We start from the raw sequence: 18983 nt of genomic DNA on the forward strand, positions 1-18983 counted from the left end.
GACTCCGGGCACCGCTCGGGGTGCGGTGGCTGGGACGCCGTCGCCGGCATCTGACAGGATTCCGGCATGGCCGAATATCTCGTCCTCGCTCTGGTCCTGCTCGGTGTGCTGATCGCCGGCACAGTCGGGCTGGTCGTGCCGCGCTTGCGGCGGCGGCCCGAGCCCCCGCTACCGCGCACCGAGGTCGACACCAGGGCCGAGGAGGATCTCGCCGGCCCGCCGGTCGAGGCCCCGGAGTCCGATCTGTCCACCGGCGTCCTGGTCGAGCCGCCGCCGGTGCTCGAACCGCAGGTGGAGGTCCCCGAGCCGACCGCCGGGCGGCTGGTCCGGCTCCGCTCGCGGCTGTCCCGATCACAGAACGTGTTCGGTAAGGGGCTGCTCGGCCTGCTCGCCCGCGACCACCTCGACGAGGACGTCTGGGAGGAGATCGAGGACAGCCTGATCACCGCCGACGTCGGCGTCGACGCCACCCGCGACATCGTCGACCGGCTCCGCGAGCGCACCCGGGTGCTCGGCACCCGGTCCGCCGCCGAACTGCGGGCACTGCTCGCCGCCGAGCTGGTCAACGCGCTCGACCCGAGCCTGGACCGCTCGCTGCGGACCGCCCCCAAGGACGGCGCGCCCGCAGTGGTCCTGGTCGTCGGCGTCAACGGCGCCGGCAAGACCACCACCTGCGGCAAGATCGCCCGGGTGCTGGTGGCCGACGGGCGCAGTGTGCTGCTCGGCGCGGCGGACACCTTCCGGGCCGCGGCGGCCGACCAACTGGAGACCTGGGGCTCGCGCGTCGGTGCGGAGACCGTCCGGGGGCCGGAGGCCGCCGACCCGGCAAGCGTCGCCTTCGACGCGGTCAAGCGTGGCATCGACACCGGCGTGGACACCGTGCTCATCGACACCGCCGGCCGCCTGCAGAACAAGATCGGCCTGATGGACGAGCTGGGCAAGGTCAAGCGTGTGGTGGAGAAGCAGGGCCCGATCGACGAGACGCTGCTCATCCTGGACGCCACCACCGGGCAGAACGGCCTGGAGCAGGCCCGGGTCTTCACCGAGGTGGTCAACGTGACAGGCGTGGTGCTGACCAAGCTCGACGGCACCGCCAAGGGCGGCATCGTGATCGCCGTGCAGCGCAAGCTCGGCATCCCGGTGAAGCTGATCGGGCTCGGCGAAGGCAAGGACGACCTGGCCCCGTTCGACCCGGCGCAGTTCGTCGACGCGTTGCTCGGGACCGAGGCCACCGGCCGGGACGCGTAGTCTCGGGTGACCACTGACGATCGCGCGTACGCGGGCTGGCGCGACCCCGGCCATGCCTCGCAGCGCCTCGGGAGACCGTACGTGACTTCGCAGGAGATCCCGCTGCACGGCGGCAACGTGAGCACCGTTGTCCGCGTGGGTGACACGGTCCGGCGCAACGCCGGACCCTGGACCCCGTCCGTGCACGCGCTGCTGCGCCACCTGGAGTACGTGGGGTTCACCGGCGCGCCCCGGGCACTGGGCATGGACGAACGCAACCGTGAGGTGCTGTCGTACCTGGAGGGGGAGTGCGGGGAGTACCCGCTCGCCCCGCACTGGGTCACCGACGAGGCCCTGGTCACAGTCGCCACCATGCTGCGGATGTTCCACGACGCGCAGTACGGCTTCACCCCTCCGCAGGCGGCGGTCTGGCGTTCGTTCGGGCCGCCACCGCCGGACACCGAGGTGATCTGTCACCACGACGCCGCGCCACACAACGTGATCTGGCGTCCGGACGGCACCCTCGGGCTGATCGACTTCGACCTCGCCTCGCCCGGAGCACGGATCTACGACGTGGCGTACGCGGCCTGGACCTGGGTGCCGATCTTCGCGGACCGCGACTCGATCACGCTCGGCTGGAAGCACCCGGACCGGCCCCGCCGCCTCCGGCTCTTCGCCGACGCGTACGGGCTGATCCCCCGGGACCGGCACCGGCTGATCCGGACCATCCGCAAGCGGATCGTGGACCACGTGGAGGGCATCCGCCGGATGGCCGCCGCCGGTGAGCCGGCGTTCGTCCGGATCGTGCACAAGGGCCACCTGCGTCGCCCGATGCGCGATCTGCGGCTGCTCGACTACGAGCGGCACACTCTGGAGAACGCCCTCCGCTGAGCGTCCGTCGGTCGATGCCCGGTCAGGCCCGTCCGGCGCACCGGTCGATGCGTCTGGCCGGTCAGCCATCGACGTTCGCCGTCCGGTCGATCCACAATCGTCCATGCTGCTGACTGTGCGGAGTTCGTGACACGTCCGAAACAACCCGTCACGAAACGGAAACCCGCACGGGACCCAAAGTGAAACAGCCGGCCGCGAAGCTTCCGCGCAACCGGCCTACGGGCGACGCTGCCCCGGAAAGCCGCGAAGGAGGACTTCACCCTTTAGGAGGCCAGCGTGCCTGAAGCACCGACGATCGACGGCGCCAATACCACGTGGCTGCTGGTTTCGACCGCGCTCGTGCTGCTCATGACCCCCGGACTGGCGCTGTTCTACGGCGGCCTCAACCGGGCCAAGGGCGTACTCAACATGATGATGATGAGCTTCTCGGCTATCGGGCTCATCTCTATTCTGTGGTGGTTCTACGGATTCAGCGTCGCCTTCGGGACCGACGTGAACGGCTTCTGGGGCGACCCGGGCGCGTACCTCGGCACCAAGACCTTCCTCGCCGAAACCGACCTGTGGGGTGCCACCGCGGAGAACCCCAGCGGCATCGGGGTCCCGCTCTACGTGTTCATGGCCTTCCAGATGGTCTTCGCGGTGATCACCGTCGCGCTGATCAGCGGTGCCATCGCCGACCGGGCCAAGTTCGCCGGTTGGCTGCTGTTCGCCTTCGGCTGGGCCACCCTGGTCTACTTCCCGGTCGCGCACTGGGTGTGGGGCGGCGGCATCATCGGCGCCGACATCCACGCGCTGGACTTCGCCGGTGGCACCGCGGTGCACATCAACGCCGGTGCGGCGGCGCTGGCCGTGGCGCTGGTGCTCGGCAAGCGGCTCGGTTGGCCGCGCGAGGGCATGAAGCCGCACAACATTCCGCTCGTCGCGCTCGGTGCGGGTCTGCTGTGGTTCGGCTGGTTCGGTTTCAACGCCGGCTCCGAGCTGACCGTCGACTCGGTCGCCGGCCTCGCCTTCATCAACACCCAGCTCGCCACGGCGGCCGCGGTGCTCGGCTGGATCGCTGTCGAGTGGGTCAAGGACCGTAAGCCGACGATGGTCGGTGCCTCGTCCGGCGCCGTCGCCGGCCTGGTCGCCATCACCCCGGCCTGTGGCTTCATCGCCCCGTGGGCGTCCGTCCTGCTCGGCCTCGTCGCCGGCGCCGTCTGCGCGCTTGCCGTCAGCCTCAAGTACAAGCTCGGCTACGACGACTCGCTCGACGTCGTCGGCGTGCACTTCGTCGGTGGTTGGATCGGGTCGCTCTGGCTCGGCCTGTTCGCCACCAACTCGGTCAACGCCGCCATCAGCGACGTGGTGGGTGCCTCCGACGGGCTCTTCTACGGCGGCGGCGTGACCCAGCTCGGTCGGCAGGCGCTCGCCGGCCTGATCGTCACCGCCTGGTCGTTCGGCATCGCCTGGGTGCTCGCCTTCGTCATCGAGAAGACGATCGGCTTCCGGGTCAAGGCCGAGGCGGAGGTCGAGGGCATCGACATCGGCGAGCACGCCGAGAGCAGCTACGACCTGTCCCCGGCCGGCGGTGGCACGGGCAGCGCGTTCGCGATGGCCGGCATCGGCACCCCCGGTGGCGGCGCGACGAGTGGTGCCAAGCCGGAGGCGGAGCCCGCCGAGCCGGTAAGCGAAAAGGTCGCCGGTTAACGTTCCTGGGATGGAGGGGTTGGACATGAAGCTGGTGACCGCAGTCATCAAGCCGTACCAACTGGACGCGGTGAAGGAGGCCCTGCACGCCCTCGGGGTGGCCGGGCTCACCGTCAGCGAGGTTCAGGGGTACGGGCGGCAGAAGGGGCACACCGAGGTCTACCGGGGTGCCGAGTACACGGTCGAGTTCCTGCCCAAGATCCGGGTCGAGGTGCTCACCGACGAGATCGACGTCGACAAGGTGGTGGACGCCATCGTCGGAGCGGCCCGCACGGGCAAGATCGGTGACGGGAAGGTCTGGGTCACCGGTGTCGAAGAGGTCGTCCGGGTACGTACCGGCGAACGCGGCCTCGACGCGCTCTGACCACGACGACATGACCTCGTTGATCAAGAAGGACGCGTCAGGGCACGGCGACGACGGTGGCGCGAAGCTCTTGATCAACGAGGTCGTCGGGGTTCCGGGGGGAATCGGGGAGGCGGCCCGGCAGGAACGGGCAGCCGCGTACGACACCTTCCTGCGCGGGCTGTTGCCGGCCCGGGAGGGCGTGGCGCTGCTGGCCGTCGGAGGGCTGGGTCGGCGGCAGTGCGCTCCGTACAGCGACCTCGACCTGGTGCTGGTGCACGCCGGGGTGCCCGGCACCGACGAGCTGGCCGCCTCGGTCTGGTACCCGGTCTGGGACGCGGGCCTTCGGCTCGACCATTCGGTACGCACCGTCGCCGAGGCGCTGTCGGTGGCCCAGGACGACGTCAAGGTGGCCCTCGGGTTGCTCGACGCCCGGCTGGTCGTGGGGGACCAGGCCCTTGCCGACGCGCTGATCCGCACCGCCGCCGACCACTGGCGGCGCACCGCCGTCCGACACCTGACCGGCCTGCGGGAGGTCACCGAAGCCCGCTGGCAGGCCCACGGTGAGCTGGCGTTCCTGCTGGAGGGCGACCTCAAGGAGGCCGCCGGTGGTCTGCGCGACGTGGGGCTGCTGCGAGCGATCTCCGCCGCCGGCATCACCGACGCGCTGCGTCCCGCCGTACGCGCCGCCCACCTGCGCCTGCTGGACACCCGCGACGCCCTGCACCAGCAGGTCGGCCGACGGGTCGACCGGCTGGTCGCCCAGGAACGTGACGGAGTGGCGGCCCTCCTCGGGCTGCGGCAACCCCAACCCGGTGCGTCGGAGGCCGCGCGGCGTCCCGGCACCGTCGTGGAGGACGGCGACGCGCTGCTGCGCCGGGTCGCCGGTGACGCCCGCACGGTGAGCCACGCCCTGCACGACGCCTTCCGGGCCGCCGACCGGCTGCGCTCCGGCCGTTCCCGGGTCGGGAACGGCCGCCCGGCTCGCCGCCCGGTCGCCCGTGACGTGGTGGAGCACGACGGCGAGCTGGTGCTCGCCCGCACGGCGATCGGGGCGCGCCCCGACCCGAGCCTCTCGTTGCGGGTGGCCGCCGCGTCGGCCACCACCCGAATTCCCATCGCGCGGGCCACCTGCGAGTGGCTCGCGGCGTACTGCCCGCCGCTGCCCGCCCCCTGGCCGGCCGAGGCCCGGGCCGCGTTGGTCACCCTGCTCGGCGCCGGCCCCGGTCTGGTGCCGGCCTGGGAGACCTGCGACAGGTACGGGCTGGTGGACGGCTGGCTGCCCGAGTGGACCCGGCTGCGCAGCCTGCCCCAGCACAACCCGGTGCACCGCTTCACCCTCGACCGACACCTCGTGCAGACCGCCCACGAGGCCAGCCGGCACGCCCGCGAGGTGGAACGGCCGGACCTGCTCCTCCTCGGCGCGCTCCTGCACGACATCGGCAAGGGTCTCCCCGGCGACCACAGCACCGTCGGTGTGCCGGTCGCCCAGGCGGTGGCCACCAGGGCCGGTCTGCCCGCCCCGGAGGTCGAGCTGATCGGCAAGCTGGTCCGGCTGCACCTGCTGCTGCCCGACGTGGCCACCCGCCGGGACCTGGCCGACCCGGTCACCATCGCCTCGGTGGCCGAGGCGGTCGGTGACACCGGCACCCTCGACCTGTTGCACGCGCTGGTCCGCGCCGACGCGGCGGCGACCGGCCCGGCGGCCTGGTCGGACTGGAAGGGCCGACTCGTCGCCGAGTTGGTCGCCCGGGTTCGCACCGCGCTGGACACCGGCGTACTCCCCGAACCGCCCGCCCCGGACCCGGCACTGCTGGCCGGGCCGCTGCCGGTCGTCCACCTGACCGGCGACCGGGTGTCGGTCGCGGCCGCCGACCGGCGTGGTCTGCTCGCCACGGTGGCCGGCTGCCTGGCGCTGCACCGGCTGGAGGTGATCTCCGCGGACGCCTCCGCCGTCGACGGCCGGGCCCTCGTCGAGTGCCGGGTGCAGCCCCGCTACGGACTACCGGCGGACCCGGTCCCGCTCCGCGCCGACCTGCGTCGGGCGGTCGCCGGCGACGTGTCGGTCAACCAACGGCTGCGCGGCCGTGCGCTCGCCAGCCGTGCCGCCGGCGCGGCGCCACGAGTGGTCTGGCACCGCGAGGCAGCCACCGACGCCGTCCTGCTGGAACTGCGCGCCGCCGACGCTGCCGGGTTGCTCTACCGGGTGGCCTGTGCGCTCGACGAGGCCGGCGCCCTGGTCCGCGCGGCCCGCATCTCCACCCTCGGCGCCGACGTGGTCGACGCCTTCTATCTGGTCGGCGGCTGGCCGGACGACGCCACCCGGGCCCGCCTCGAAGCAGCGGTCCTAGCCGCCGTCTAACCCCTACCTCCCGCCCCGCCCGCCCTCTCCGGCCCCCTCCCGCACTCTCCCGCCCTCTCCGGCCCCCTCCCGCCCTCCCCGCCCTCCCCGCCCTCCCGCCCTTCCGCGCCCTCTCCACGCGCCCCCGCCCCACAACCGCGTCGATCTTGCACTTTGTGTCCCTGCATACCGCGCAAAAGCCGTATCTCGACAACACAAAGTGCAAGATCGACGAGGCTCGGCGGGGCGGGGGTACGTCTGGGGGCGTATGGGCGGTGTCGCTCGTGGGCGCACGTCGGGCGGCGTCGGCGCGGGCAGAATGACGGCCATGCGACGAGGCGGGCAGTGGCGGTGGCCGGAGGTGGCGGCGAATGCCGCGCTCGCCCTGGTGCTGCTCGGGTTCGGGCTGCTCGCCACGGGTCTGGCCGGGGAGAACCAGCCGGGGTCGAGGCCGGTGGACGCGGCCAGTCGGGTGCTGATCGCCGTCGCCGCGCTGGCCCTGCTGGTCCGGCGGCGTGTCCCGGTCGTCACCCTCGCCGTGGTCACCGTGGCCACCTCGACGTACCTGCTGGCCGGCTACCCGTACGGGCCGATTCTGGTCACGTTCCTGATCTCGGTGTACACCGTCGCGGTGTGGCTGCCGGTGCGCCCGGCGGCGGTCGCCACAGGTGTGGCGTTCGTCGTGTTGTCGGCGCATGTCTTCTTCGGTCGGGGGCCCGCGCCGGGTTGGACCGGAGTGCTGCCCGCGTCGGCCTGGGTGGTCGTACCGTTCGCGGTGGGTGTGGTGGCACGGGTGAGTCGGGAGGCCGCCGCCCGTACCCGTGCCGAAGAGGCCCGCAGCCGTGCGGAGCAGGCGCGGCGGCAGGCCGACGAGGAGCGGCTGCGCATCGCTCAGGAGGTGCACGACGTGGTGGGGCACGGGCTCGCCGCGATCAGCATGCAGGCGGAGATCGCCCTGCACCTGCTGCCGAAGCGGCCGGAGCAGGCGGAGGTGGCGCTCACCGCGATCAGCCGGACCAGCCGCGAGGCGCTGGACGAGCTGCGGGTCACCCTGGGGGCGGTGCGGCGGGGCGCCGAGCGTGAGCCGGTACCCGGCCTGGCCCGGCTCCCCGCCCTGCGTGACCGGCTCGCCGGGGCGGGGCTCACGGTCGAGGTGCGCGTGGTCGGTGAGCCCCGGGAGTTGCCCGCCGCGGTGGATCTGGCCGGGTACCGGGTGGTGCAGGAGGCGTTGACGAACGTGTTGCGTCACGCGGGGGTGGCGAGCGCTGAGGTGACCGTGGGTTACCGGGCGGACGAGGTGACCGTCGAGATCACCGACCGGGGGGTGGCCGTGGCACACACCGGGACGGGGCAGGCGGGCGACGAGGGCGGGCACGGTCTGGCCGGGATGCGGGAGCGGGTCGCCGCGCTTGGCGGCCGGTTGACCACCGGGCCGCGCACCGGCGGCGGGTTCCGGGTGTACGCCGGGCTGCCCGTGGAGCCGACGTCGTGATCCGGGTGCTGATCGCCGACGACCAGGACCTGGTCCGACTTGGGCTGCGCGCGCTCGTGGAGAGCGAGGACGATCTGGCGCTCGCCGGCGAGGCGTCCGACGGGCTGCGGGCGGTCGAGTTGGCCCGTCGGGAGCGGCCGGACGTGGTGTTGATGGACATCCGGATGCCCGGTATCGACGGCATCGAGGCGACCCGCCGTATCGTCGCCGACCCCGACCTGACCGGTACGCGGGTCGTGGTGCTGACGACCTTCGAGCTGGACGAGTACGTCTTCGACGCGCTGCGGCACGGGGCGAGCGGGTTCCTCACCAAGGACACCAGGCCGGCCGAACTGCTGCGGGCGATCCGGCTGGTCGCCGAGGGGGAGGCGCTGCTGTCGCCCTCGGTGACCCGACGGGTGGTGCGGGAGTTCGCCACCCGGCCGTCCCGGGTGCTCCGCCCGCACCCCCGGCTGGACGCGCTGACCGACCGGGAGCGCCAGGTCGTCGGGCTGGTCGGCGAGGGCCTGAACAACGAGGAGATCGCCGCGCAGCTCGTGGTGAGCCCGGCGACCGCGCGGACCCACGTCAGCCGGGCGATGGGCAAGCTGGGAGCCCGGGACCGGGCCCAGCTCGTCGTCTTCGCGTACCAATCAGGGTTGGTTGCGGGGTGAGGCCGGGCCGCCAGCGGCCCTGCGGCCGGGCGGCTACCCTAGCGGTGGCCGGACTCCGCAGTGCCGGCCGCGTTGTGCCCGCCGGAACACTGACAAACGGGATGTTCGCGTGTTTGACACCTTGAGTGACCGCCTGTCCGGGATCTTCACCAAGCTCCGCGGCAAGGGGCGGCTCACCGACGCCGACATCGACGCCACCGCGCGCGAGATCCGCCTCGCGCTGCTGGAGGCGGACGTCGCGCTGCCGGTGGTCAAGGGCTTCATCGCGGCCGTTAAGGAGCGGGCGCGCAGCTCCGAGGTCTCCCAGGCGCTGAACCCGGCCCAGCAGATCATCAAGATCGTCAACGAAGAGCTGATCAACGTGCTCGGCGGCGAGGGGCGACGGCTCCAGTTCGCCAAGCAGCCGCCCACGGTGATCATGCTGGCCGGCCTCCAGGGTTCCGGTAAGACGACCCTCGCCGGCAAGCTGGCCCGCTGGCTCAAGGGCCAGGGGCACCAGCCGCTGCTTGTCGCCGCCGACCTCCAGCGCCCCAACGCCGTCGGGCAGCTCCAGGTGCTCGGTGGTCGGGCCGGCGTCGAGGTGTACGCCCCGGAGCCCGGCAACGGCACCGGCGACCCGGTGCAGGTGGCCCGCGCGTCGATCGAGCACGCCAAGCGCGCCGCCCGCGACATCGTCATCGTCGACACCGCCGGCCGGCTCGGCATTGACACCGAGATGATGCAGCAGGCCGCCGACATCCGCGACGCCGTCTCGCCGGACGAGGTCATCTTCGTCATCGACGCGATGGTCGGTCAGGACGCTGTCCGCACCGCCGAGGCGTTCCGCGACGGCGTCGGCATCACCGGTGTGGTGCTCTCCAAGCTCGACGGCGACGCCCGTGGTGGTGCCGCGCTGTCGGTCCGCGAGGTCACCGGGCAGCCGATCCTGTTCGCCTCCACCGGTGAGAAGTTGGAGGACTTCGACGTCTTCCACCCCGACCGGATGGCCAGCCGGATCCTCGGCATGGGCGACGTCCTCACTCTGATCGAGCAGGCCGAGCAGGCCTTCGACTCCGATCAGAAGGAGAAGATGACCGCCAAGCTGATGGGCGGCGAGCAGTTCACGCTCGACGACTTCCTCGATCAGCTCATCGCGGTGCGGCGGATGGGTCCGATCGCCAACGTGCTGGCCATGATGCCCGGCATGGGGCAGATGAAGGACCAGCTCGCCGAGCTTGACGACAGCCACTTCGACCGGGTCACCGCGATCATCCGGTCGATGACCCCGGGCGAGCGGACCAACCCGAAGATCATCAACGGCTCCCGCCGGGCGCGCATCGCCAACGGCTCCGGGGTCACCGTGATGGACGTCAACCAACTGCTCAACCGCTTCGCCGACGCGCAGAAGATGATGAAGCAGATGGGCGGCATGATGGGCCTGCCCGGCGGCGGCCGGCGCAAGGCGACCAAGTCGCCGAAGAACAAGCGCAAGGGCACCAAGGGCGGCGGTCGGCCGCGTACCGGAGCCGGGATGCCTGCCGGTTTCCCCGGTGGCATGCCGCAGCTCCCGCCGGGGATGGACCCGAACGACCTCGCTGCCGGCCAGGGCCTGCCGCCCGGCTTCAAGCTTCCGAAGATCGACTTCAACAAGCTCGGCAAGGGCGGCGACAAGGGCCCGCGCTGACGTGTGTCGGTGACGGTGGGCGACTGATCCGGCGCTTAGGGTGATGTCGCCCCCTGAAGGAGATGTCATGACCGCAACCCCGATCGTGCCCGAACGGCACGAGTGGACGGTCGACGACCTCGGTGACCTGCCGAAGGGCCTTCCGTACGAGCTGATCAACGGAAGGTTGATCGTGCCGTCGCCCACTCTGTTGCACCAGGACATGTGTGTCGAGCTGCTGCTCGCGCTTCGGATCAACTGCCCGCGGGAGTTTCAGGTCGGGATCGACCTGTCGATGCGGGTCGACCGGCGCAATGAGCCTCGCCCCGACGTGGTGGTGGTCCGGCGGGGACACGCCGACCGGAGCCCGCTGCCGGTCGAGGACGCTCTGCTCGCCGTTGAGGTGGTCTCGCCGACCTCGAACTTCCGCGACATGTACGACAAGGCGAAGGTCTACGCACATGCCGGGATCCGGTCCTACTGGGTGGTGGACCCGTCGCAGGAGCGCGTCACGCTGACCGAGTACACCCTCGGCGCGGAGCGCGAGTACGAGCAGGTCGCGCACACCGAGGACCTTTTCGTCACCGAGCACCCGTGGAAGGTCTCCGTGGACCTGCCCGCCCTGACCGCTCGGAACAACGACCTGCTCGCCCCCGACGGGGAGTGATCGGGTAGGACTGTGCGCATGGCTCTTCATGTGCGCGGCGTGCTGCTCCCCGACGACGAGGTCCGGGACCTCTGGCTGGTCGGCGACCGGGTGACCTTCACCCCGGTGCCGGGCGCGGAGACCGTCGTCGACGGCGGTTTCCTGCTGCCGGGGCTCGTCGACGCGCACTGCCACATCGGCATCGCCCGAGGTGGCGCCCCGATCACCGCACTCGACCAGGCCCGCGAACTGGCCCACACCGACCGGGACGCCGGGGTGCTGGCGATCCGCGACGCCGGCTCGCCGTACCCGTACCCCGAACTCGACGACGAGCCGGACCTGCCCCGACTTGCCCGCGCGGGCCGGCACGTCGCCCCGCCGAAGCGCTACCTGCGCGACATCGGCGTGGAGGTCGACGCCACCGACGTGGCCGCGACGGTGGCCGCCCAGGCGCGAGCCGGCAACGGCTGGGTCAAGCTGGTCGGCGACTGGATCGACCGGGGCGTCGGCGACCTGGCGCCGGCCTGGGACGCGGACACCCTCACCGCCGCCGTGCGAGCGGCACACGACGCCGGGGTACGCGCCGCCGTGCACACCTTCTCCGAGGCGGCAGTCGAGATCATGGTGCGGGCCGGCGTCGACTCGGTGGAGCACGGCACCGGGCTCAGCCTCGACCTCATCGACGAGATGGCCCGCCAGGGCACCGCGCTGATCCCCACAATGATTAACATTGCCACCTTTGGGGGCATCGCCGAACAGGCGCGCGGCAAGTTCCCCGGGTACGCCGACCACATGCTCGCGTTGCGCGACGGCTTCCCCGAGGTGGTGCGCGCCGCGCACGAGGCCGGCGTACCGATCTACGTGGGCACCGACGCCGGCGGCGGCATCGACCACGGGCTCGCCGCCGAGGAGATGCTGCTGCTGCACGAACAGGCCGGCATGGCACCCATCGACGTACTTGCCGCCGCCTCCTGGGGCGCCCGCGAGTGGCTGGGCTTCCCCGGCCTGGTCGAGGGTGGCCTCGCCGACCTGACCGTCTACCCCGAAGACCCCCGCAGCGACCTGCGCGTCGTCCGCGCCCCGTCCCGCACGATCCTCCGCGGCCGCGTCATCCGCTGACCCCCGGGGGAGTTCCGCGCCGGCGTGCGTTGTGCTGCGCCGCGTGCGCTGGGCCGTGCCGTCGGGGTGCTTGTGCCGTTTCGGTGGCCCAAGATCGTGCTCGAACCAGGATGCAGTGGCATTGGCGTTGAGGGACACCACTACATCCGGGATCGAGCGCGATCTTGGGGTGGGTCGTGATCATGGCCCGCCCAATGAGGAAGTGGTCTGGTGCTGGCGCGGAGGGCGGCACGGTACGGGGTGGCGACTCCCGGACGCGGTGTCCGCCCGCGTGGCGCATAGGATGTGCGGTCATGGCACGCGTGCTCACTCCCCGTGCGGAGGATTTCCCCCGCTGGTACCAGGACCTGATCGCCAAGGCGAAGCTGGCCGACAACGGCCCGGTTCGCGGCACCATGGTCATTCGCCCGGCCGGCTACGCGATCTGGGAGCGTATGCAGGCGGAGATGGACGCCCGGATCAAGGCGGCGGGTGCGGAGAACGCGTACTTCCCGCTCTTCATCCCGGAGAGCTACCTCAAGCGCGAGGCCGAGCACGTCGAGGGCTTCTCGCCGGAGCTGGCGGTCGTCACCCACGGTGGTGGCAAGCCGCTGGCCGAGCCGGTGGTGGTGCGTCCGACCAGCGAGACGGTCATCGGCGAGTTCATGGCCAAGTGGATCGACTCGTACCGGGACCTGCCGCTGCTGCTCAACCAGTGGGCGAACGTGGTCCGGTGGGAGCTTCGCCCGCGGATCTTCCTGCGTACCAGCGAGTTCCTCTGGCAGGAGGGGCACACCGCGCACGCCACCCGTGAGGACGCCCGGGCGTACGCGCGGCGGATCCTGCACGAGGCGTACGAGGACCTGATGGTCAACGTGATCGGCATTCCGGTGGTGGTGGGCCTGAAGACGGCGCGTGAGCGCTTCGCCGGCGCGACGGCCACGTACACCTGCGAAGGCATGATGGGTGACGGCAAGGCGTTGCAGCTGGGCACCAGCCACGAGTTGGGTCAGAACTTCGCCAAGGCGTTCGACATCAGCTACTCCTCCAAGGAGGGCGGCCGGGAGCACGCCTGGACCACCTCCTGGGGCACGTCCACCCGGATGCTCGGCGGCCTGATCATGGCGCACGGCGACGACAACGGCCTGCGCGTGCCGCCGAGGCTGGCGCCGATCCAGGCGTACGTCATGATCGTCAAGGATGGCGAGGGCGTCGGCGAGGCGGCGGCCAAGCTGCATGACGGCCTGCGCGACGCCGGTGTCCGGGTCGCGCTCGACGACCGGACCGACACCGCGTTCGGCCGCCGGGCCGTCGACGCCGAGCTGCGCGGTTATCCGGTACGCGTCGAGGTCGGCCCCCGTGACCTGGCTGTCGGTAACGCCACGGTGGTGCGTCGGGCCGACGGTTCGAAGTCTCCGACGCCGGTGGCCGACGTGGTCGCCGCGGTGCTGGCCGCCCTCGAGGCCGACCAGCAGTTGCTGCACGACCAGGCGCTGGCCAACCGCGAGTCGCGCACGGTGGAGGTGGCCACCCTGGCCGAGGCGATCGAGGCCGCCGCGAACGGCTGGGCACGGGTGCCGTGGTCGGCCGTCGGCGTTGCCGGCGAGGCGGAGGCGAACGGTCAGGGCGTCACGGTGCGCTGCCTGCTGCGGGCCGACGGTTCGGTGCCGGACTCGGAGGACGAGCCCGATCTGGTCGCCATCCTCGCCCGCGCCTACTGAGGCGTAGGACGGTGGTGCGCTTCGCACCAGGCCGGCTGATCATGCACCGGAACGTGCGGCACGGCCGGATCGGGTGGGTCCGGCCGGCCCGTGTGGTCAGCGACGACGATCGCGGGCTGCTGGTGTGGATCGCCCAGGATTCGCCGGTGGCCCACGAGGTGAACGAGGCGGGCGTGACCATGCGCGCGGTGCCGTTCGCCGACTGGGTCACCCCGACGTACCGGTTGGCGCAGGGCCGCTGGAACGGTCCGCCGCTGCTGAAGTTCCTGCCCACCGGTGCGGCGCACTCCGTCTGGTGGTTCCGTGACGCGCAGGGCCGGTTCACCCACTGGTACGTCAACCTCGAGGAGCCGGGTGTCCGCTGGGACGACGGCCCGGTGGCCGGCGTCGACATGGTGGACCAGGATCTCGACGTGGTGGTACGCCCGGACCTGAGCTGGGAGTGGAAGGACGAGGACGAGTTCGTCGAGCGTCTCGCCTTTCCGGAGCACTACTGGGTGACCGACGAGAAGGCGGTCCGCGCCGAGGGGGAGCGGGTGATCGCGCTCGCCGAGGCCGGTGAGTTCCCGTTCGACGGCACCTGGTGCGACTTCACTCCACCCCCAGATTGGGGCGTACCGGACCAATTGCCCCCGGGGTGGGATCGTCCGCCGGTGCGCTGAGCGGTGTTCCAGGTCACCGACGCCGCGCTGTCCGGGTCCGATGCGGAAGATCGGCAGCGGATCTGGCAGAATGGGTCGCTGGTATCCGGCGCGCGTCCGGCGCCCTCTAACCCGGGCACGTCGCCAGTCCACCGAGTAGTCTCCGGCCCAACCCCACGGGTCCGGTCGGCGCTCACCCATGCACACCGCCCGCCTGGGCCGGTGAGATCGCAACAGGAGCGAAACAACTGTGGCCGTAAAGATCCGGCTCCTGCGGATGGGCAAGATCCGCAACCCGCAGTACCGCATCGTCATCGCCGACTCGCGCACCAAGCGTGACGGTCGGGCGATCGAGTTCGTCGGGGTTTACCAGCCCAAGGAAGACCCCTCGATCATCGAGGTCAAGTCGGAGCGGGTCCAGTACTGGCTGTCCGTCGGCGCTCAGCCGAGCGAGGCGGTGCAGCGTCTGCTGGAGCTGACCGGTGACTGGCAGAAGTACAAGGGCCTGCCGGCCCCGCCGCCGCTGAAGGTCGCCGCGGAGCGGACCGACCGCAAGGCGGCGTACGAGGCCGAGGCGAAGGCCGCCGCCGGGCTCGCCCCGGAGACCCCGGCGAAGCCGGCCAAGAAGGCCGCCAAGGCTGCCGAGGCCCCGAAGGCCGAGGCTCCGGCCGAGACCGACGCGCCGAAGACCGAGGCTCCGGCCGAGGCCCCGGCCGCTGCCGACGCCGGTGAGCAGGCCTGACATGCCACTGCGTCCGGCGTTGGAGCACCTGGTCAAGGGCATCGTCGACCACCCGGATGACGTCCGGGTGCGGATGGTCGATTCCCGTCGGGGCAAGCGGCTCGAAGTCCGCGTGCACCCCGAGGACCTCGGCACCGTGATCGGGCGGTCCGGCCGGACCGCCAAGGCGCTGCGCCAGGTGATCGGCTCCATCGGCGGCCGCGGGGTTCGCGTCGACATCGTCGACTCGTACTGATGCAGCTCGTCGTCGGCAGGATCGGCAAGCCGCACGGTGTCCGTGGTGAGGTCACCGTGGAGGTGCGGACCGACGAGCCCGAGGCACGGTTCGCCCCCGGTACGGTGCTGCGCACCGTACCGGGGGCGACGCCCCCGACTGCGGCCCCGAGTAACGCCGTGCTGCGCACCGAACCGGGGGCGACGCCCCCTCCTCCCGCCGATCAGCCCGGGGCGCCGTTCCAGGTGCCCGCGGAGCTGACCATCGAGGAAGCCCGCTTCCACCAGGGCCGGGTGCTCATCGCATTCGACGGCATCCTGGACCGCAACACCGCCGAGGCGCTGCGCGGGACGCTGCTCGTGGTGGACAGCGCCGACGTGGCCCCGCCGGACGACCCGGAGGAGTTCCACGACCACCAGTTGGTCGGGTTGGCCGTGGTGACCCCGGCCGGCGAACGCCTCGGCGAAGTCGCCCGCATCGACCACGCGCCCTCGTCCGACCTGCTGGTGTTGCGGCGGCCCGAGGGGCGTACCGCGTTGATCCCGTTCGTCCGGGCGATCGTCCCGGAGGTCGACCTGGCCGGCGGACGTGTGATCGTCGACCCGCCAGCCGGACTGCTCGACCTCTAGGACCAGCCCGTATGCGCGTCGACGTCGTGTCGATCTTTCCGGAGTACTTCGCCCCGCTGGACCTGTCGCTGATCGGACGGGCGCGGGCCAACGGCGTACTCCAACTCGCCGTGCACGACCTGCGGACCTGGACGCACGACGTGCACCGCACCGTCGACGACACCCCCTACGGTGGCGGGCCGGGCATGGTGATGCGCCCGGAGCCCTGGGGTGAGGCACTCGACGCCCTCGCGCCTGTCGACGCCCCGCCGCCCCGGCTGCTGGTGCCGTCGCCCGCCGGTGCCCCGTTCACCCAGGCGATGGCGCACGAGTTGGCCGCCGAGTCGCACCTGCTCTTCGCCTGCGGCCGCTACGAGGGGATCGACCAGCGGGTCCTGGCGCACGCCGCCACCCGGATGCCGGTCACCGAGGTCTCGCTCGGTGACTACGTGCTCTTCGGCGGCGAGGTCGCCGTCCTGGTGCTGCTCGAGGCGGTCACCCGGCTGCTGCCCGGGGTGCTGGGCAACGCGGGTTCGCTCGACGAGGAGTCGCACGCGCACGGGCTGCTGGAGGCGCCGATCTACACCAAGCCGCCGAGTTGGCGTGGGCACGACGTGCCGGAGGTGCTCCGCTCCGGTGACCACGGCAGGATCGCCCGCTGGCGGCGCGAGGAGGGTCTGCTGCGGACCGCCGCCCGCCGTCCGGACCTGTTGGCGGCGCTGCCCCCCGATCGGCTCGACAAACGGGACATCGCGGCCCTGGACCAGGCCGGATTTCAACCTCCGCCGAGGGATGTGGCAAAGTAGGGGGGTTGCCGCATCCGTCCGCGCCCGCGGTCGGCTGCGAGGATCCCCGACCGGGGTCGGTCCGCCGATCACCACCCGGGAATCAGAATCACCCACCCGCGCACCGAGTGACGGTGCGCCGTGAGCCTTACGAGGACGCAGCGATGAACATCCTGGACGCCCTTGACGCCCAGTCGAAGCGGACCGACCTTCCCGACTTCCGAGCCGGTGACACCGTCAAGGTGCACGCCCGCGTCGTCGAGGGCAACCGGTCCCGTGTCCAGATCTTCCAGGGCGTCGTGATCCGCCGCCAGGGTGACGGTCTGCGCGAGACCTTCTCGGTCCGCAAGGTCAGCTTCGGCGTCGGCGTCGAGCGGACCTACCCGCTCAACGGCCCGGGCATCGACCGGATCGAGGTCGTGACCCGCGGTGACGTGCGTCGCGCCAAGCTCTACTACCTGCGCGAGCTGCGCGGCAAGAAGGCCAAGATCAAGGAGAAGCGGGAGAAGCAGCCCAGCTGACTTCCCGCTCGCCACGCCGCCCGAGCTGCGCGTATGCCGTACCGACCAGATCGCACTACCCTGGTCGGTACGGGCGCAGCGAGGCGGCGGTCCCGCCCACGTGGCGGGCAGTTGTCCACTACCGCCCGTGGAGCCTCGACGAGGCTCCCGGGCGGTGGTGTTTCTGCGGACCGGGGAGTGGCGTGGTGCAGACGCTTGACGAGGACGGCACCGTCGATCCGTGGCGCCGGCGGGCTCGCCGCACCCGGCGGCAGATGCCCCTCTGGCAGGAGTTGCCGCTGCTGCTTGTGGTCGCGTTCTGCCTCGCGGTGCTGATCCGCACCTTCCTGCTCCAGGCGTTCTTCATCCCGTCCGGCTCGATGGAGGACACCCTCCTCGTCGGTGACCGGGTGCTCGTCAACAAGGTCGTCTACGACGTTCGTGACCCGCTGCGCGGCGAGGTGGTGGTGTTCCGGGGCACCGACCGCTGGGCGCCGCAGGTCGACGAGCAGCCGAAGCCCGGCGTCGGCGGTCGGCTCGCCCGCACGGTCGGCGATCTGGTCGGGGTGAGTCGTCCCGGTGAGAAGGACTTCATCAAGCGGGTGATCGGCCTCCCCGGTGACCGGGTCAAGTGCTGCGACAGCCAGGGTCGGGTGACGGTCAACGGCACCCCGCTCAACGAGCCGTACGTCCTGCGGGACTCACCACTGGATCTGCCGCCCAACCCGGCGGAGTGTCGCTCCCGACGCTTCGACGAGGTCGTCGTGCCGCCCGGCCAGATCTTCGTGATGGGCGACCACCGTGAGGTCTCCCAGGACGCGCGGTGCCAGGGGCCGGTGCCGATCGACAACGTGGTCGGCCGGGCCTTCATGGTGGTCTGGCCCTCGTCACGGTGGAGTTCGCTGTCGGTGCCGTCGACGTTCGAGGACGTCTCCGGGCCGGCCACGGCGTCCTCGAGCACGCCTCCGGCACGGCCGACCCCGCAGGGCGGTGTGCTGCTGATGCTTCCGTTGGCTGCCGCGCTCCGTGGTTCCCGCGCGTTCCGGACGGTGACGTCCAGCCGGGCAACGTAGGCTCCTTGGCGTGATTGACGAGCAGACCGACAAGCCGCGCAGCTCCTTCTGGAAGGAGCTGCCGATCCTGCTGGGTGTGGCGATCCTGGTCGCGGTGCTGGTCCGCGCCTTCGTGCTGCAGACCTTCTTCATCCCCTCCCCGTCCATGGAGAACACTCTCAAGATCGATGACCGGGTGTTGGTCAACAAGCTGGTCTACGACTTCCGGTCGCCGCACCGCGGCGAGGTGATCGTGTTCAAGGCGCCGACCGCGTGGAGTGGCAACCCGGACGGTGAGGACTTCATCAAGCGGGTCATCGGCACCCCCGGCGACCACGTGGTCTGCTGCGACCCGGAAGAACGGCTGATGATCAACGGCAAGTCGCTCGACGAGCCGTACATCTTCTCCATGGACGGCATCCGCGACAAGCCCGCCGACCAGGAGTTCGACATCACCGTGCCGGAGGGGCGGCTGTGGGTGATGGGTGACCACCGTTCGGCCTCCGGCGACTCGCTGGAGCACTGGCAGCAGTCCGGGCAGAACATCACCGAGGCGACGATCCCCGAGAAGGATGTGGTGGGGCGGGCGTTCACCGTCTTCTGGCCGGTCAACCGGGCCACCTGGTTGACAGTGCCCGACGGGTTCGACGGCATTCCCAAGCCGTAGGCCGACGGGGCGTGGGCGATCCGTCCTCGGT

Annotated in this window: 19 protein-coding genes; all 19 read left to right on the forward strand. The window is 71.5% G+C overall.

The window, feature by feature from the left end; translation table 11 throughout:
- Positions 1-66 precede the first annotated feature (66 nt).
- Positions 67-1248: a signal recognition particle-docking protein FtsY gene (gene ftsY, locus AB0C15_RS26955; protein ID WP_357356460.1), complete on the forward strand. Its 1182-nt coding sequence runs from the start codon at positions 67-69 to the stop codon at positions 1246-1248.
- A 6-nt stretch (positions 1249-1254) separates the two neighbouring features.
- Positions 1255-2118: an aminoglycoside phosphotransferase family protein gene (locus AB0C15_RS26960; RefSeq protein WP_354943395.1), complete on the forward strand. Its 864-nt coding sequence runs from the start codon at positions 1255-1257 to the stop codon at positions 2116-2118.
- 276 nt (positions 2119-2394) lie between these two features.
- Positions 2395-3807, forward strand: coding sequence for an ammonium transporter (locus AB0C15_RS26965; RefSeq protein ID WP_357356463.1), 1413 nt, complete (start codon positions 2395-2397; stop codon positions 3805-3807).
- A gap of 25 nt (positions 3808-3832) precedes the next feature.
- Complete coding sequence (locus tag AB0C15_RS26970; protein WP_172862163.1) at positions 3833-4171, forward strand: P-II family nitrogen regulator; 339 nt, start codon at positions 3833-3835, stop codon at positions 4169-4171.
- 10 nt (positions 4172-4181) lie between these two features.
- On the forward strand, positions 4182-6512 hold the full coding sequence (locus tag AB0C15_RS26975) for a [protein-PII] uridylyltransferase (protein ID WP_357356465.1): 2331 nt from the start codon (positions 4182-4184) through the stop codon (positions 6510-6512).
- Between the two features lie 307 nt (positions 6513-6819).
- On the forward strand, positions 6820-7983 hold the full coding sequence (locus AB0C15_RS26980; protein ID WP_357356467.1) for a sensor histidine kinase: 1164 nt from the start codon (positions 6820-6822) through the stop codon (positions 7981-7983).
- The gene (locus AB0C15_RS26985; protein ID WP_357356469.1) at positions 7980-8636 is read left to right on the forward strand and encodes a response regulator transcription factor; all 657 of its coding nucleotides are present in this window, start codon (positions 7980-7982) and stop codon (positions 8634-8636) included. The genes AB0C15_RS26980 and AB0C15_RS26985 overlap by 4 nt, the downstream gene beginning before the upstream one ends.
- A gap of 109 nt (positions 8637-8745) precedes the next feature.
- Entirely contained in the window at positions 8746-10299 is a 1554-nt protein-coding gene (gene ffh / locus AB0C15_RS26990) for a signal recognition particle protein (RefSeq protein WP_357356471.1), read from the forward strand.
- A gap of 67 nt (positions 10300-10366) precedes the next feature.
- On the forward strand, positions 10367-10945 hold the full coding sequence (locus AB0C15_RS26995) for a Uma2 family endonuclease (RefSeq protein WP_357356473.1): 579 nt from the start codon (positions 10367-10369) through the stop codon (positions 10943-10945).
- 18 nt (positions 10946-10963) lie between these two features.
- A complete protein-coding gene (locus AB0C15_RS27000) occupies positions 10964-12043 on the forward strand; it encodes an amidohydrolase family protein (RefSeq protein WP_357356475.1) in 1080 nt (359 codons plus the stop codon).
- 293 nt (positions 12044-12336) lie between these two features.
- Complete coding sequence (gene proS / locus AB0C15_RS27005; RefSeq protein ID WP_357356477.1) at positions 12337-13743, forward strand: proline--tRNA ligase; 1407 nt, start codon at positions 12337-12339, stop codon at positions 13741-13743.
- 14 nt (positions 13744-13757) lie between these two features.
- Positions 13758-14405: a DUF402 domain-containing protein gene (locus AB0C15_RS27010; protein WP_357356479.1), complete on the forward strand. Its 648-nt coding sequence runs from the start codon at positions 13758-13760 to the stop codon at positions 14403-14405.
- 229 nt (positions 14406-14634) lie between these two features.
- Complete coding sequence (gene rpsP / locus AB0C15_RS27015; protein ID WP_357356481.1) at positions 14635-15126, forward strand: 30S ribosomal protein S16; 492 nt, start codon at positions 14635-14637, stop codon at positions 15124-15126.
- The gene (locus AB0C15_RS27020; RefSeq protein WP_172862164.1) at positions 15101-15361 is read left to right on the forward strand and encodes an RNA-binding protein; all 261 of its coding nucleotides are present in this window, start codon (positions 15101-15103) and stop codon (positions 15359-15361) included. Before rpsP ends, AB0C15_RS27020 begins: the two co-directional genes overlap by 26 nt.
- Positions 15361-15969: a ribosome maturation factor RimM gene (gene rimM / locus AB0C15_RS27025; protein ID WP_357356483.1), complete on the forward strand. Its 609-nt coding sequence runs from the start codon at positions 15361-15363 to the stop codon at positions 15967-15969. Before AB0C15_RS27020 ends, rimM begins: the two co-directional genes overlap by 1 nt.
- Before the next feature lie 11 nt (positions 15970-15980).
- Complete coding sequence (gene trmD, locus AB0C15_RS27030) at positions 15981-16754, forward strand: tRNA (guanosine(37)-N1)-methyltransferase TrmD (RefSeq protein ID WP_357356485.1); 774 nt, start codon at positions 15981-15983, stop codon at positions 16752-16754.
- Between the two features lie 143 nt (positions 16755-16897).
- The gene (gene rplS, locus AB0C15_RS27035) at positions 16898-17254 is read left to right on the forward strand and encodes a 50S ribosomal protein L19 (protein ID WP_030335223.1); all 357 of its coding nucleotides are present in this window, start codon (positions 16898-16900) and stop codon (positions 17252-17254) included.
- A gap of 182 nt (positions 17255-17436) precedes the next feature.
- Complete coding sequence (gene lepB / locus AB0C15_RS27040) at positions 17437-18306, forward strand: signal peptidase I (RefSeq protein ID WP_357356487.1); 870 nt, start codon at positions 17437-17439, stop codon at positions 18304-18306.
- Between the two features lie 10 nt (positions 18307-18316).
- On the forward strand, positions 18317-18952 hold the full coding sequence (gene lepB, locus AB0C15_RS27045; RefSeq protein ID WP_357356489.1) for a signal peptidase I: 636 nt from the start codon (positions 18317-18319) through the stop codon (positions 18950-18952).
- The last annotated feature ends 31 nt before the right edge of the window (positions 18953-18983 follow it).

Origin of the sequence: Micromonospora sp. NPDC048835 (assembly GCF_040649995.1) — a bacterium.
GTDB lineage: Bacteria > Actinomycetota > Actinomycetes > Mycobacteriales > Micromonosporaceae > Micromonospora.